Origin of the sequence: Sphingomonas glacialis (assembly GCF_014653575.1) — a bacterium.
GTDB lineage: Bacteria > Pseudomonadota > Alphaproteobacteria > Sphingomonadales > Sphingomonadaceae > Sphingomonas > Sphingomonas glacialis.
Map to the genome: position 1 here is coordinate 158,318 of NZ_BNAQ01000003.1, position 15,796 is coordinate 174,113.

The 15,796-nt window shown below is 68.2% G+C and carries 13 protein-coding genes; 6 read left to right on the forward strand and 7 right to left on the reverse strand.

Annotated features, from left to right (window positions below; genetic code table 11):
• Window positions 1-45 precede the first annotated feature (45 nt).
• From IE187_RS11415 to IE187_RS11430, 4 genes are all read left to right on the forward strand, one after another.
• Window positions 46-1,344 (forward strand): MFS transporter, encoded by a 1,299-nt coding sequence (locus tag IE187_RS11415; RefSeq protein ID WP_189676376.1) that lies wholly within the window; start codon window positions 46-48, stop codon window positions 1,342-1,344.
• Entirely contained in the window at window positions 1,334-5,131 is a 3,798-nt protein-coding gene (locus tag IE187_RS11420) for a LamG-like jellyroll fold domain-containing protein (RefSeq protein ID WP_189676377.1), read from the forward strand. The genes IE187_RS11415 and IE187_RS11420 overlap by 11 nt, the downstream gene beginning before the upstream one ends.
• Window positions 5,128-6,354, forward strand: a complete 1,227-nt coding sequence (locus tag IE187_RS11425; RefSeq protein ID WP_189676378.1) for a DUF885 family protein — start codon at window positions 5,128-5,130, stop codon at window positions 6,352-6,354. Before IE187_RS11420 ends, IE187_RS11425 begins: the two co-directional genes overlap by 4 nt.
• A 119-nt stretch (window positions 6,355-6,473) precedes the next feature.
• The gene (locus IE187_RS11430; RefSeq protein ID WP_229839376.1) at window positions 6,474-7,034 is read left to right on the forward strand and encodes a c-type cytochrome; all 561 of its coding nucleotides are present in this window, start codon (window positions 6,474-6,476) and stop codon (window positions 7,032-7,034) included.
• 60 nt (window positions 7,035-7,094) lie between these two features.
• On the opposite strand, the gene IE187_RS11435 is transcribed toward IE187_RS11430, so the two are convergent.
• The 7 genes from IE187_RS11435 to IE187_RS11465 all read right to left on the reverse strand — a co-directional run bounded on the left by IE187_RS11435 (window position 7,095) and on the right by IE187_RS11465 (window position 13,810).
• Window positions 7,095-7,379 carry a hypothetical protein gene (locus IE187_RS11435; RefSeq protein ID WP_229839377.1) on the reverse strand — a complete coding sequence of 95 codons (285 nt, stop codon included), beginning with the start codon at window positions 7,377-7,379 and terminating at the stop codon, window positions 7,095-7,097.
• Complete coding sequence (locus IE187_RS11440; protein ID WP_133191457.1) at window positions 7,376-7,879, reverse strand: TspO/MBR family protein; 504 nt, start codon at window positions 7,877-7,879, stop codon at window positions 7,376-7,378. The genes IE187_RS11435 and IE187_RS11440 overlap by 4 nt, the downstream gene beginning before the upstream one ends.
• Window positions 7,876-9,057: a geranylgeranyl diphosphate reductase gene (locus IE187_RS11445; RefSeq protein WP_189676379.1), complete on the reverse strand. Its 1,182-nt coding sequence runs from the start codon at window positions 9,055-9,057 to the stop codon at window positions 7,876-7,878. Before IE187_RS11445 ends, IE187_RS11440 begins: the two co-directional genes overlap by 4 nt.
• On the reverse strand, window positions 9,054-10,373 hold the full coding sequence (locus tag IE187_RS11450; RefSeq protein WP_189676380.1) for a BCD family MFS transporter: 1,320 nt from the start codon (window positions 10,371-10,373) through the stop codon (window positions 9,054-9,056). Before IE187_RS11450 ends, IE187_RS11445 begins: the two co-directional genes overlap by 4 nt.
• Window positions 10,370-11,281: a chlorophyll synthase ChlG gene (chlG, locus tag IE187_RS11455; protein WP_189676381.1), complete on the reverse strand. Its 912-nt coding sequence runs from the start codon at window positions 11,279-11,281 to the stop codon at window positions 10,370-10,372. Before chlG ends, IE187_RS11450 begins: the two co-directional genes overlap by 4 nt.
• A gap of 77 nt (window positions 11,282-11,358) precedes the next feature.
• Window positions 11,359-12,783 carry a transcriptional regulator PpsR gene (ppsR, locus tag IE187_RS11460; RefSeq protein WP_133191453.1) on the reverse strand — a complete coding sequence of 475 codons (1,425 nt, stop codon included), beginning with the start codon at window positions 12,781-12,783 and terminating at the stop codon, window positions 11,359-11,361.
• A gap of 70 nt (window positions 12,784-12,853) precedes the next feature.
• Window positions 12,854-13,810, reverse strand: a complete 957-nt coding sequence (locus IE187_RS11465; RefSeq protein ID WP_189676382.1) for a cobalamin B12-binding domain-containing protein — start codon at window positions 13,808-13,810, stop codon at window positions 12,854-12,856.
• 164 nt (window positions 13,811-13,974) lie between these two features.
• Between IE187_RS11465 and bchF the strand changes: the two genes are divergently transcribed.
• On the forward strand, window positions 13,975-14,502 hold the full coding sequence (gene bchF / locus IE187_RS11470) for a 2-vinyl bacteriochlorophyllide hydratase (protein ID WP_189676383.1): 528 nt from the start codon (window positions 13,975-13,977) through the stop codon (window positions 14,500-14,502).
• On the forward strand, window positions 14,499-15,785 hold the full coding sequence (locus IE187_RS11475) for a ferredoxin:protochlorophyllide reductase (ATP-dependent) subunit N (RefSeq protein WP_189676384.1): 1,287 nt from the start codon (window positions 14,499-14,501) through the stop codon (window positions 15,783-15,785). The genes bchF and IE187_RS11475 overlap by 4 nt, the downstream gene beginning before the upstream one ends.
• Window positions 15,786-15,796 lie beyond the last annotated feature (11 nt).

The window sequence follows — 15,796 nt, forward strand, 5'->3', positions numbered from 1 at the left end:
TTCGGAATAAAGGCCCAGCATAGGGCCGCCGACAGGAGAGCGATGATGGCGACGGCCGAATTTCCGATCGACAGCACGGGCAGCGCCGCAATGGCGGGCGCGAGCGGGCGATATCGCTGGCTGATCTGCGGGCTGCTGTTTGCGGCGACCGCGATCAACTATGTCGACCGGCAGATGATCGGGCTGCTCAAGCCCAACATCTCGGGCGAATTCGGCTGGGACGAGAACGCCTATGCCGACATCGTCTTCTGGTTCCAGGCGGCCTATGCGATCGGCTATATCAGCTTCGGGTCGATCGTCGACCGGCTCGGCGCGCGCGTCGGCTATTCGCTGGCCTTCATCATCTGGACCGCGGGCCACACGCTGTGTGGTTTTGCCGGATCGACCTTGCAGTTCGCCGCCGCGCGCGCGGTGCTGGGGCTCGGCGAATCGGGCAATTTCCCGTCGGGGATCAAGGCCGTGTCGGAATGGTTTCCGGCACGCGAACGCGCCTTTGCCACCGGCCTGTTCAACGCCGGCGCCAATATCGGCGCGGTGATCACGCCGCTGATCGTTCCAGCAATCACGCTCGCCTTCGGTTGGCGGATGGCGTTCATCGTCACCGGCGTGGCGAGTCTGGTCTGGCTCGTCGCGTGGATCGCGATCTATCGCCGCCCGCGCGAACAGCCGCGCGTGTCGGCGGCCGAGCTTGCGTATATCGAGAGCGACCCCGCCGATGCGAGCGGAAAGATGCCGTGGATCCAGCTGCTCGGCTATCGCGAGACCTGGGCCTATGCGCTCGGCAAGTTCCTGATCGACCCGATCTGGTGGCTCTTCCTGTTCTGGACGCCCGATTTCCTGTCGAAAGCGTACCACCTCGATCTCAAGAGCTTCGGCCCGCCGCTCGTCGTGATCTATCTCATCTCCGATTTCGGCAGCATCGCGGGGGGCTGGTCGTCGTCGAAACTGATGAAGCGCGGCTGGAGCGCCAATCGCGCGCGCAAGACGGTGATGCTGGCGTGCGCCTTCCTCGTCATGCCGATCTTCTTTGCGCAATATGTCGCCAATCTGTGGGCGGCAGTGGCGATCGTCGGGCTGGCGACCGCGGCGCACCAGGCCTTCTCGGCCAATCTCTACACGATCCCGTCGGACATGTTTCCGCGCAAGGCGGTCGGCTCGGTCGTCGGGATCGGCGGGATGGTCGGCGCGATCGGCGGGATGGGGATGGCCAAGTTCACCGGCTACATCCTCCAGACGACGGGCAGCTACACGCTGATCTTCGCGGTCGCGGGCAGCGTCTATCTGATCGCGGTCGGCGTGATCCATCTCCTCTCCCCGCGCCTGGCTCGCGTCGATGCGCTGTAAGGTCGGACTGGCGAGCCTGATCGCGATTGCAGTCGCGTCGCCGGCAATCGCGCAGGACGCGCCAAGCCACGGGGACGGCCTGCTGTTCCGCGTCTCGGCCGATAAAAGCCTGACCGCCGACGTGGCGGCCGGCGACCCAGTGCCTAATTTCCGCAGCAACGTGACGGTCGTACCCGACGGCGCGATCGGCGGCGCGGCGCGTTGGGCGGATGACGGCTATGTCGCATGGAAGGCGCCCGGCAACATGCGCGCCGAGCGCGGCACGCTGAGCTTCTTCTGGCGGCCGCGCGAACCGCTCGGCCAGGCGCCGTTCGTGATCTTCCGCACAGGGTTCGCCGATCACAGCAGCTGGGACATGGCGTTCCTGCGGATCGACTGGAACGGCCACGGCTTCGACGCCTTCGTCACCGACGCCAATTTGTCGCGAATCCGCGTCTCGTGGACGATCCCGCAAACGCCTGCGGCCGATGCCTGGAAGCACATCGCCTTCGCCTGGGACGAGACCAAAGGCGTCCAGCTGTTCGTCGACGGCGCGCTCGTCGCACGCAAGGATCAAGTCGCCGATCTCGATTCGGGACTCGACCAGTTCGGGCTCGCCGGCCGCGTGATGTCGCCGCACCAGGTGCAGAGCCGCTATCATTTCATGCGCGGCAGCGATCTCGACGAGATCCGCGTCTACGACCACATGCTGCAGGCTGCGGATGTCGCGGCGCTGGCCGACAAGCGCGAGCCTACCCCGTCGCCACCACCGGAGACGGCACCGCGCCGCATCGCCTGGCTCCACCGCTACGGCTGGGACAAGACGCTGCCGCCGCTGCTCGACGCGCCCGTCACCACCGTGCGCAAGGTCGAATTCGCCGACGCGAAGGATCTCAAGCAATGGATGTGGAAGGGCGTCGACGGCATCGCCGAGACGACCTGGCCCGGCGTCTACAATCGCTCGAAACTCCCCGGCCGCGACGATTATTTCGAGCTGCCCGATTGGAACGTCTATGTCGAGGGCGGCAAGCGCTACGATTTGACCGTCCCGGCGGGCGAGCGCTTCAACCGCGTCGAGATCCGCGGCGCGGCGTACGGATCGCTGTCATGGTCGGGAGGCGACACCTCCACAACGCTCGCGACGCGGGCGAAGGGCGTCGTGCGCAGCGTCACCACCACGCCTGAGCGGCAGGGTGGCATGCTGAGCTTCGTCAACACGATGCAGGAGCAACCGATCCAGGAGCTGTGGGCGTATGACGTCCAGGCCGGGGCCGAGCCGGCGGGACGTTTCAAACTTTCCTACACGCTCGATGCCAACGCCTCGACCCGGATCGCGTCGCTTGCCCCGCTCGAGAGCTTCATCGCCGGGCGATACGCGCCCGATGAGCGCAGCACCGTCGTCGCGCTGCCGAGCGCGGGGATCAAGGCCGCGGTCGGTGCGGGCGCGGCGGGTGCCGGTGCGCCCGTCCAGCCGCGCAGCGCGGGCCTGCCGATCGTCCACATCCTCATCCCGGCAAGCCTCGGCGACGCCTATCCCGATAAGCCGCTCGCGCGCGCGTTCGATTATGGCTGGCAGAACCTCCATGACGGGCTCGACGGCATCGCGCTCGACTTGCCCGCGCTGAAGGGCAGCGGCCCGATCGCGCTCGACATCCGCGTGAAGGACCCGATCTGGCCCGCGCGCGACATGATCGACCTGTCGGTCTCGGTCCGCCCCGGCGAGGCCCGCACGCTGTGGCTCGACCTGCGCGACCGGATCCTGTCGAACGACAGCCTCTATCTCAGCATCGCGTCGAGCGACGCGGGCTTCGACGCGGCATCGCTCAACGGCGCCAAGATCCGGCTGGTGTTCAAGGACCGCGCCGCAGCCCTCCCAGACCACATTGCCGACCGGCTCAACCAGGTGAAGGACAATTGGGGCTTCCTCGTCGAGGAACATACCGCCTCGAAGCGCGAGGCGCTCTACGCGCGCGTGTTCGGCGACATTACCGATTTGCTGCGCGTCGATCCCGACAATGTCCTCGCACGGCAATATTGGGCCGACATCGATTATCGGCCCGAGAACATGCCACCCTTCGTGCAGCCCACCGCCCCCGCGGGGGTGCCGCTGTGGGCGTTCCGCCAGCTCGCGGATCTCAAGCTCACACGGCAGTTCGTCGACTGGTGGATCGACCATCGCCAGGTCCCGTATGGCGATTTCGGCGGCGGCATTTCCGACGACACCGATCTGACGCAGCAATGGCCGGGCCTCGCGCTGATGGGCGTCGAGCCCGACAAGATGAACGCCTCGCTGCGCGCGCTCGCCGATGCGGCGTACAAGAACGGCATGCGCGTGAACGGCCTCGGCTATATCACCACCGACGAGCTCCACGCTTATGAGGAAGGGCTCAACTCCGACGCCGAGCGGCTCTACCTCAATTGGGGCGAGCCGATCGCGGTCGAACGGCTGATGGCGACCGCCAAGGCGCTGCAGGGCGTGATCCTCAGGAACCCCGCCGGGCATCTCCACTTCGCCAGCAACTGGTATGGCGGGCGCACGATGTACCGCGAAGGCGCGTGGGAGTGGCAGAAGCCTTATAGCTGGACGGTGATGCACGCGCCGATCCTGCTCGGCCTGTACAACGGCAACGCCGCTGCGCGCGGTCTCGTGACCGGCACGGTCGATGGCTGGATGGCGCATGGCAAACATAGCGACGACGGGCTGTGGTCCTACCCCAACGAGATCAACTGGCGCAGTGACGCCACCCGCGTCGGCGATGGCGGTGGGGTGACGACGCCGCTGCAATCGGCCTGGGCGGCATGGCGCTTCACGGGCGACGCGAAATATCTCCGCCCGATCGAGGCGCGCGCGGCGAAGGGCGGCGGCGCGGCGCTCGCCGAGTTCAACGAAAACGCCTTCACCGCGCTCCCGCAAGGCTCGGCGTTGCTCGCCCGCGCGGCGAAGGGCGACGAGGCGTTCGCACGCTACGCCGCCTGGTCGGCAAGCGGCGATCTCGGCACGCTCGCCGCGCTCCACGGCGACGCGATCGCCGACAAATCGCAGCACATGGCGATGTACACCGAGGGGCATTGGTGGTCCGACCGTGTCGAGCAGCCCAACGAAATCCTCCAGCGCGAACGGCTCGGCGGGATCGCGCTCAAGCGCAACCAGACCTGGCCGGGTAACACGGTGAGCTGGCGCTTCGCCCAAGCCGGGGCTGCGGAACAGGTCGCGATCCTGCTGCCGAACGCGACGCCGACGCACTTCCGCGTGCTCGGCTACAATATCGGCGTGACGTCACAGGCCGCGACGATGACGACCTGGAATGTCACCGCCGGCCGCTGGTCGATGACGCGCGGCACGACGACCGACGACGGCAAGACGATGATCGCGGTCGGCCCAGCGGAGGCGATCACGCTCGAACGCAGCGCGAGCGTGCCCGTGGCGTTCGCCCCCACTGCGATGACGGTCTACGATTTCGCGCTCGTCACGCCATCGGCGCCCGTCGAGACGCGGCCCGATCTCGGCATCGGCCGTGACGACATCCGGGTCGAGGGGCGCACCGTGCACGTCACCGTCCACAGCCTCGGCGCGGTCGCGACGCCGCGAGCGCGCGTTTCGCTGTGGGGCGACGCGATGCTCGCCAGCGTCCCACTCGCCCCGCTTGCCGCGCCGAGCGATCTGCTGCCCCGCACCGCCACGGTCACGCTGACGATCCCCCCCGGCCGCGACCCGCAACAGCTCGCGGTCCAGGTCGATCTGCTCGACGACACAGCCGAAGTGACGCGCCAGAACAATCGCGTGGCGCTCGCCGACCGCATGCGATGACGACGCGGCGTGCGGTCCTCGCCGGCGGCGCGGCGCTCGCCTTGCTGCCGTGGCGCGCGCGTGCGGCCAGCGACGCCTTGCGCGCGGCACTCGACGCCGCACGCGCCGAGCGCGATCCGGTCACGGCATTGCGCTTCCTCGCGTCCTTCGATGCAGCCGCACTCTCGCCAGCCGCGCGGCTCGATCTCGTGACGGCGCGCGCAGGGCTCGCGGTCGATGCCGCGATCGTCGCGCGCGGGGTCGATCCGCGCGCCAAGCCGAGCGGCACCCGCGATGCCGGCCTGCTCACGCTCCTGCTGCGCCGCAAGCTGGGCGACGGCGTCACGCTCGACGCCGCGGCGCACCGGCTCGAGCGCGAACGCGTTCGCTGCGAGGTGCAGGCGGCGCGGTTGTTGCGCGCGATCGGCATCAGCGGCGCGACGACCGGCGCAGGCTTCACGCGGCTATGGCAGGACGATCGCGACCTGTATCCCGATTCGGACGCCGGTCGCGATGCTGCGGTGGCCGACATGAACCGCTGGCTCGCGAGGTTCAGCGCGCAAGTGCCGGCGCTGATCGGTCCCGTACCGCGCTACGCGCTCGACGTCGCCACGATCCGGCCGAGCGCCACGGATATCGCGGCCGGCCGTATCGGTGCGCGCACGCTGCCGACGCCCGGTCATCCCGGCGGCTACCGAGTCGACCTCACGCATGTCCACGATCGACCGCGCTGGACGCTCCCCAGCGTCGTCGCGCACGAACTCGTCCCCGGGCATATGATCCAGCTCCCGATCGAGGCGATCGCCGATCCGCATCCGCTGCGGCTCGATTATGCACCGTGCTTCACCGAAGGCTGGAGCATCGCGATCGAGCAGCGGATCGCGCAGGACGGGGGCTACGCACACGACCCCCTCTCCGCGCTCGGCCAGCTCCACTGGCGGCTGTTCCGGATCGGGCGCGCGCTCGCCGATCTCGCGATCCACCGCGACGGCCAGTCGATCGACGAGGCGCGCGCGCGGTTGGTCGCGTGGCAAGGCGAGCCCGTCCCCTTCGCGCCGTTCGACGCCGATCTCGCGCGAATCGCGCAGGATCCGATGACGCGCACCGCCGAAATGCTCGCCGCGCTGGCGATCGAGGACGGCGCGCAGCGGCGCAGCGGCGCTGCGCTGCGCCGCTACCATCAGGCGATTCTCAAGGACGGGCGGATGCGCCGCGAGGAGATCGACCGCCGCGCGCGGCACTGAAGACCGCTCCCCCGTGCCGCTGCGGATCGCAAACCAGTGTCAATTCCGCTGGACAGGCATGCGCCGATAGTGTCGAATATGCCGGGCGGGAGAGACTTCAGACCAACAGGAGCAGGATCATGCGCACACCATCAACGATGCGGATTGGCCATATTATCTTCGGCGTGTCATGCGCCGCGCTTGCGCTGACGGCGTGCGCAAAGAAAGCCGAAACCGAACAGACCAGCACCACCACGACGACCGAGACTGCGGCTGCCACCGCGCCGGCCGCCGCGCCTGCGACGGCACCGGGTGCCGCTGCGCCCGCCGCCGCGGCTGCGGTTGCCGCAGACAATGTCGACACGATCGCCGGGGTCAAGCTCGCCGCCTATACCGGCGACGCCAAGAAGGGCGAGGCCGACTTCATCACCTGCAAGACCTGCCACGCGATCGAAGCGGGCGTAAACAAGATCGGTCCGTCGCTGCACGCCGTCGTCGGGCGCAAGGCCGGGATCATTCCGGGCTTCGTCTATTCGACCGCCAACAAGAATAGCGGCATTACTTGGACCGAGGAAAAGCTGTTCCAGTACCTCGAAAATCCGCAGCGCATCGTCCCCGGCACCAAGATGTCGTTTGCCGGTTGGCCAACCGACCCGCAGAAGCGCGCCGACGTCATCGCCTATCTCAAGGCAAATTCGTAAACACCGCTTGAGCGATCGTCACTCCGGGCCTTGGCCTGGGGTGGCGGTCACCCGCCCCGATTACCGCGCTTGCCGCGCGCGCCCACCGCGATCACGCAGCATCAGATCGGCAAGGTGCGCCGGAAACGACAGCACCAGCGCGAGCGCGATCCACGGCCACGCCATCCCGACCAATGCCGCGCGCAATGCCAGCAGCAGGATGACACCGGGCAACAGACACGCCAGTGCCGCGCGCAGCGTCCAGCCCTGCCACCGCGTCAACCACATCGCCTCGAGCAGCACGATGCCGAGGATCAAGTCGATCGCGTGCCCCCGCGCATAGAGCCAGTCGGCAATCGCGCTCACCCAAACGGCCCGTTGAGCCGCGCAATCGTCATCGTGAGATAGCCGGCGAAGGTGACCACACCGAGATACGGCAGCAGCAGCAAAGCCGCCGCGAGCGAACGCGGCCACAGCGTGTAGATCCACACCACGATCGCGACCCACCACGCCACCGCCTCCACCGCCGCCCAATCGGGCCGATGCAGCCGGAAGAGCAGCACGCTCCACACGATGTTGAGGAAACCAGTGAGCGCGAAGAGCCCGATCATCCACTCGGCGCCATGCCGGTCGGGGATCGCGCGCCAGCCGGTGACCGCAGCGCAAGTGGTGATCAGGTAGATCGTCGTCCACACGACGCCATACGCCGCCTCGGGCGGGGCCCAGCGCGGCTGCACCAAGCCGTGATACCACGGCCCGATCTCGGTGATCGTCCCCCCCATCACCGCGACAAGCAGCGCGGCACACGCCGCAACCGCGATCGGCAAGCCCCAGGCGGGGTGCACGACGGATGGTGTGCGCCTCATGCCGGTGCGAGCCCGAGCAAATGGCGCATGTCCTTGAGGAAGATGCGGACATGCGCGACCGGCTTCGCGCGAACGAGTCGCTTGTGCATATAGGCGTCCCAGGTCAGCCGCTGGACGTCGGGGTCCTCGCAGATCTTGACGAAGCGCTCGCGCCGCTTGTCGTTTGCGTACCAGAAATATTGCATGATCCCGAGGATCCAGAACACCCGGCCGTGCGCTCGCAGGAAGCGCTTGCGCGCTTGCCGCAGCACCGCCGCCTTGCCCGTCACGAGATACGCCTCGATCGCCTCGGCGGCATAGCGCCCCCCCGCCATCGCATAATAGATGCCCTCGCCCGACGCCGGCGCGACGACGCCGGCCGCATCGCCTGCAACCAGCACGTCGCGGCCATTGTCCCAGCGTTTGAGCGGCTTGAGCGGGATCGGCGCGCCTTCGCAGCGCAGCGTCTCGCATGCATCGAGCCCGGTCTGCGCCCGCAGCGCCGCGACCGACGCGCGCAGCGCGAAGCCCTTGCGTGCGCTGCCCACGCCGACGCTCGCGGTGTCGCCGTGCGGGAACACCCAGGCGTAGAAGTCGGGCGAATGCTTGCCCTGATAGAAGACGTCGCAGCGCGCCGGGTCGAAATCGGCGCTGCCATCGGCAGGGGCGGCGATGATCTCGTGATAGGCAAAGACGCACGGTACCGGCGGAACCCCCGTCAGCTCGGTCCGCGCGACCTCGGAGCGTGCCCCGTCGGCGCCGATCACGCAGCGCGTCGAAATGCGCTGCTCGGCCTCGTCGCGCGCACCGCGCAGCACGACCACCGGATGCCCGTTCTCGCGTTCGATCCGCGCGAAGCTGCCGGTGCGCCGCTCGGCCCCCGCCAACGCGGCGCGTGCGCGCAACCATTCGTCGAAATCGGCGCGATCGACCAGCCCGACGAAACCGTCGCCGACAGGCATGTCGACCGACTTGGCCGATGGCGCGACCATCCGTGCGGCGGTGGCACGCGCGACGAGCAAATGCTCGGGGATCTCGAAATCGAGGATCGCGCGCGGTGGGATCGCGCCCCCGCACGGCTTGATCCGCCCGCCGCGGTCGAGCAGCAGCACGCGGCGTCCGCTCCGCGCGAGGTCGGTCGCGGCGGTTGCCCCCGCGGGCCCGCCGCCAATCACAACACAGTCGAAATCGGGTGTCATATCGTCACCTCGCGGCCAATCGCGCCGGCGCGGCGCGGTGCGTCGATCGAAACAGCGGCGGCAATGAGGAACAACAGCGCCTCCGCGCCGAACACGAGCATGAAGGTCTCGGGCAGCGAGCCGAGCGTCGCACGCCCGACGTCGACCGCGACCGCACCGATCAGCCCGCCAAGCCCGAACGCGATCGCTTGCGCCGCGCCCCACACGCCCATCCGCAACCCCGCTTGCGCTTCGCCGTCCGCGCCCGCCAGCGCCATCATCGCGCCGATCGCGGCGACTGCGAACACGCCATTGGCAAAACCGAGCGCAAAGATGTTGGCAAGGATCGGCCAGCCCGGCCCGACGCGCGCCGCCAGCGCGAGCCCCGCCAGCGCCAGCGCCGACCCAATACACCCGCCGACGATCCAGCGCTGCAGCGTAGTGCCGCGCCGCGCATCGAACGCACCGCCGGCAAGCCCAACCACGATCATGCCGAGGAGCACGCCACCATGCTGGATCCCCGAAACCTGAGTCGACTGGCTCGGCGTCATCCCGAAGCGCAGCCCGGTAAAGGGCTCGAGGATCAAGTCCTGCATCGCGTATGCGAGCATCGACAAGAAGACGAAGCCGGTAAACCCGCGCGCGCGGCGATCGGCCCACAGCGCCACGAGCGCCGGGCGGAGCGGAACGCGCGCAGCAGGCGTCGCTGGACGCGGTGTCCCGCCCGCAGCTTCGACGCCCCAGATCGCCACCGTCGCGAGCAGGAAGGCGGCGCTGGCGATGCCGTCGACCACCAGTTGCAACCGCGCGAACGAGAAGGGATCGATGAGCTTGCCCGCCACGCCCGCCGACACCACGATCCCGACGACCATCATGATCCAGGTGATCGCCGCCGCCGCCGCACGGCGCTCGGGTGCAACGCGCGTGGCGAGGACCGCGAGCAGCGACGTCCCCGCCGCCCCGACGCCTGCGCCGATCAGGCTGAAGCCGAGCACCGCGACCGCGATCCCCATCGCGGCCGACTGCGCGACCACTCCGACCGCCGCGACCGCGAGCATCGCCCCGCATGCGAGCACCGCCATCCCGCCAATCACCCACGGCGTCCTCCGCCGGCCACTGTCCGAGCGATGCCCCCATAGCGGGCGCGAGAGCTGCACCGCATAATGCCACGCGACGAGCCCGGCGGGCAGCGCCGCGGGCAAGGCGTATTCGACCACCATCACGCGATTGAGCAGCGACGTCGCCAGCATCACGATCGCGCCGATCGCGCTTTGCACCAGCCCCAACCGGACGATGCCGACCCAGCCGAGCCCCGCCTGCGATGCCGCGCGCGTCATAGCCCGAGCACTCCACCGAGCCCGAGCGCCGAGGCCAGCATGCCGAGGACATACAGGCTCGTGCCCGTCGCATTGTACCACGGCGTGAAGCGCAGCGGATCGCGCAGCAGGCGCGTCATCAACGCCAGCTGCCCGACGAGCAAGGCGGTAACGCTCGCCGCGACGAGCGCGTGCTGCCACAGCCCGAGCAGCACGATCACGCCGATTTGCGGGAGGATCATCACGCTACAGGCGAGCCGCGCCGCACGATCGACGCCGAGCGTCGCCGGCAACGAGCGGATCCCCATCGCGCGATCGCCTTCGACCGCCTTGAAATCGTTGAGCGTCATGATGCCGAACGCGCCGGCACTGTACAGCAGCAGAATCGCGAGGATCTGCGGCGACGGGAACGCCCCCGCCATCACGGCCGCGCCGGTAAACCAGGTCAGCCCCTCATAGGTCAGCGCCACCGCGATCGGCCCCCAGACCCCGCTTTGCTTGAGCCGGAACGGCGGCGCGCTGTACGCCCAGGCGAAGACCAGCGCGAGGCACGTCGCAGCGAACACCCAGCGGTCGGTCGCCGCCGCGACGACAAGCGCCAGCACGGTACCGATGATCGCGATCCACAGACCCCATTGGCCGGCGATCCGGCCCGAGGGGATCGGCCGTCCAGGTTCGTTGATCGCGTCGACATGGCGGTCGAACCAGTCGTTGACCGCTTGGCTGGTGCCGCACACCAGCGGCCCGACAAGCAAGATCCCGGCGATGAGAAACGGCAACCGGCTCGCTACCGGCACGCCCGCCGACGCCACGCCGCAGCCGAACGCCCAGATCGGGGGAAACCACGTGATCGGCTTGAGCAGCTCGAGCACGTCGCGGAGCCGCGGAAGCTGCGGAGCAGCGAGCGAAGGAGTCGTCACACGTGCCATGCCGCAAAGCTATGGCGGACATGTTCCAACGTCAAATGGTTTTGACACTCGCTGTGTCAAGCAGGACTGTCAGTGCGTCAATTGTCGCCCGAGACGAGATTGCCCAATCCGTGCCGGTGGAGCTTGGAATAGAGGCTTTGCCGACTCACCCCGAGGATTTCCGCGGCCGATGCGCGATTGTCCGAGGTATAAGCAAGCGCCGCCTCGATGCAGAGTCGCTCGATCAAATCAGTCGATTCGCGGACGATATCCTTGAGCGACATCCGCCCGACCAATTCGGTCAGTTGCTCGACCGATCGCGGCGCGGCGCGCTCCTCGGGCGCTACGCTGCTCAAGCGCCGCGCGACATTGCGGATCGTGAAGCCGTAGCATAGCGAATCGCCTTGCGGCGCGACGACGCCCGACAGCTCGATCTCTTCCTGCGCGCCGTTCTGACCGCGCAGAATCGTCGCGACGTTGCGGACGGCGGTATGATCACGGATCTGCGCGAGGATCAGGTCGAGATCGATACCGGGACGCCCGAGCCATGTGCCGAGCGGCGCGCCGATCACGCGCTCGGCCGACGCAACGCCCGCCAGCTCGACGAACGCGGCGTTCGCGACGAGGATAGTGAGGTCGGCATCGGTCAGCACGAAGGCGTCGGGCATGTGCTCGATGACATCCTCCACCGCCGCGGCATGCGAGGCGAGCACCGGCTGCGGCGCAGCAGCGACGATCCGCACGAGCAACAGCGCCGCGCGCCCCTGGCGGAACAGCCGCGCCGAGATTTCCGCATTGCCGTGTTCGCCAGCGAGCCGGACCGCGATCGACGGGAGATCGTCGGTCGCGCTCGCCGCGCCGAGATGCGCGATGAAGCTGTCCCGATCCTCGGCTGCGACGATCGCCCCGATCGACTGGTCCGCAAGGGCCCCGTCCGTGACGCCAAGCAGATTGAGCGCCGCCGGATTGCTCTCCCGGATGCGGCGCGTCGCGGCATCGACGATCAGGATCGGCTCGGTGCCGAGATCGAACAGCATGCGATAGCGCGCCTCGGCCTGACGCAGCTTGATATAGTCGCGTTCGAGCGACTGCTGGGTCTGGAGCAAGCGCTGCTGGAGCGCCGCCGCCGCGCGCATCTCTCGACCGATCGCGATGATGCTGCCATCGGCACCCGTTTTCATGACGAGATAGCGGATCGGCACGTCGCCGCTGGGCAGGATGTGATTGACCTGCCGCCAGCGCGTCGACTCGCCATGTTCGGCGAGCATGTCGATGATCTTCGGCTGGCTTTCCGACGTGACGACATCGTGCCACCGCTGGCCGACCCAGTCGCGCACGCCCTGCGCGTCGAGCTCGGCATTGGGAACCGCGATGTCGCGGATCACGCCAGCGGAATCGAGCACCAGCGCGACATCGCCAACCGAGGCAAGCAAAGACACGGCTGCGTGGGGCGCAAGCGTACGCACCACCGTTTCGGGATCGCAAAAGGCATTGGGTGCAGGATGGGGGGGACGATCGTTCATCGCCGAACCGTTCATACTCCTGAAGTCCTTCGTCCCGCGGGGTGCCTGCCCCGCGCGACCCGAAATTAGATCAGCCCGTCATCGACGCAACAGCCTCCCGTGCCACCGCATCGACCAGCTCGCCAGCGACGCGAACCGCCGCACGCGCGTCGGGTGCCGTCCCGTCGGCACCGACCGCGGCGGCGCGGCTGGCATCAAGGGCAAACACTCGTCCGCCGACCATCACGCAAATCCGCGGATTACAAGACGCCGCACGGATAGCGCGCACGATCGAAGGCAAGGGCGCGATATGGCAGTCACACGTGATCGTCAATCCGACCAGGTCGAACCAAGTGTCGCGAACGCGCTCGAGCAATTGCGCCGTTGTCGCTTCGGCGATGCGATCGGTCATCCAGCCGTTGGCGCAGAACAGCTCGTCGATGACGACGGTGCCGAAGCTGTGCTGATCGCCCTCGAGCGACGCGAACAGCGCGCGCCGTGCGAGATGCGGGATATGGCCATCGGGGGTGGTACGCCCGAAGACTTCGTGGACAACCTCCTGCAGCCGCCACAAGCCCATCGTCACATCGACGAAATCGCAGCGATCCTCTTCCCAGAACTGCCCGAGCATCCGCGCCGCGGGCGCAAGCAGATCGACCAGCAGCGTCTCGCGCGACACGCCGCGGGCCAGCAGCGCCTCGACATGCGCGAGCAGTTCGTCGGCCTCGACTTGCAGCGCGAGCGGCGCGAACGCCGCGACCTCGGTCTCGGCGATCCGATCGCTGTGCATGCCCTCGGCCGCGGCAATCGGCGCGGCGTGCGCAACGAGCAGGCGGGGGATGATCTCGCATTCGATCAAGTGATTTAGCGCGCGCGCCTTGTCCGCCGGAGGCGCGGGCTGCGTGGTATCGCGCCTTTCGGGCGTAGATCGATCGCGCAAGCGACTTAACCGCGCACGACCGCGCTGCACGAACTCTTCGAACCTGAGCACCGAAGCCACCCCGACTCTCCCGGTCTGGTTGATCACGCGACGTACGTCGGCGGCCATGTTTGGCTGGTCCGGCGACTCGCAACCTATGCCTCTCGGAAGTCCATGACAACGCACTATCGATGCGGCACCGCACCATTATGTCATAATTATTGGACGTCAATTTATATTGACACTCTGAATGGGCTGGCCCAGTCTTTCCTCACGACAAGTGGAGCGGGGAAATGCAGCAGAGCGGGCGTTCCGGCACGAAATTGAGCCCCCCGGCAGCGGTGGGGCTCTACACGCCCGAACAGCGGCTGCGGCGCGACGCGACTCGCTGGACGCTCGTCCAGGGCCTGCTTGCGCCGCTGCAATTCCTCGTCTTCCTGGTCAGCACGGTGCTGGTTCTGCGCTATCTCGCGACCGGACACGGCGCGACCGCGGCGACCGTCTCGATCGTGTTCAAGACGCTGACGCTCTACACGATCATGATCACCGGGTCGTTCTGGGAAAAGGCGGTGTTCGACCGCTGGCTGTTCGCCGACGCCTTCTTCTGGGAGGATGTCGTCAGCTTCCTCGTGCTCGGCCTGCACACCGCTTATCTGGCGATGCTGGCGTTCGGGCTCGGCAGCGAACGCGGGCGGATGCTCCTCGCGCTCGCCGCCTACGCCACCTATGTCGTCAACGCGACGCAATTCCTGCTCAAGCTGCGCGCCGCCCGGCTGCAGAGCAACGGCCACGCCGCGCGCTTGCAGGCGGTGACGGCATGACCGCGCTGACCCTGCCCGCGAGCAGCGACTGCGCACCCGCCCCGCGCGCCGTGTTGCGCGAGCGCGGCCAGCGCGAAGTGTTCTGCGGGCTGACCGGCATCATCTGGCTGCACCGCAAGGTGCAGGACGCGTTCTTTCTCGTCGTCGGCTCGCGCACCTGCGCGCATCTGCTGCAATCGGCGGCCGGCGTGATGGTGTTCGCCGAGCCGCGCTTCGGCACGGCGATCATCGAGGAGCGCGACCTCGCCGGGATGGTCGATTGCAATGCCGAGCTCGACCGCGTCGTCGACCGGCTGCTCGCGCGCCGCCCCGATATCAAGCTGCTCTTCCTGGTCGGCTCGTGCCCGTCCGAAGTGATCAAGCTCGACCTCTCGCGCGCGGCGCAGCGGCTGTCGCTCAAGCATACGGGCGCGACGCGCGTGCTCAATTATTCGGGTAGCGGGATCGAGACGACCTTCACCGAAGGCGAGGATGCGTGCCTTGCCGCGCTGGTGCCCGAGCTTGCCGAGACGACACGGGGTGCGGCGCCCGAGCTGATGATCGTCGGCGCGCTCCCCGACGTGGTCGAGGACCAGTTCCTGCGGCTGTTCGCGCAATTGGGGATCCCGCGCGTCCACAGCTTCCCCGCGCGGCGTGCAGGCGCGATGCCGCCGGTCGGGCCCAACACGCGCTTCCTGCTCGCGCAGCCCTTTCTCGGCGAAACCGCGCGCGCGCTCGAAGATCGCGGCGCGGTGCGGCTCGATGCGCTGTTCCCGTTCGGCGCCGAGGGCACGACCGCCTGGCTCCACGCCGCCGCGGTCGCGTTCGGGATCGACGAGATGCACTTCCGCGCGGTGATCGCCCCCGGCCGCGAGCGCGCCAAGCGCGCGATCGCGCATGCGCGCGACCGGCTTGGCGGCAAGAGCATCTTCTTTCTCCCCGATTCGCAGCTCGAACTGCCGCTGGCGCGCTTTCTCGCGCAAGAGCTCGGCATGGTGCCGCTCGAAGTCGGCACGCCCTACCTCCACCGCGCCCACATGGCGCGCGAACTCGCGCTGCTGCCCGCTGAGACGGTGATCAGCGAAGGGCAGGACGTCGACCGCCAGCTCGACCGCGTCCGTGCGGCGCGGCCCGACCTGACGGTATGCGGGCTCGGGCTCGCCAACCCGCTCGAGGCCGAGGGGCTGACGACGAAATGGGCGATCGAACTCGTCTTCTCGCCGATCCACGGCTTCGACCAGGCGGGCGATCTCGCCGACCTCTTCGCGCGTCCGCTGCGGCGGCGCGACGTGTTGAAGGTATGACGTCGGTGTCC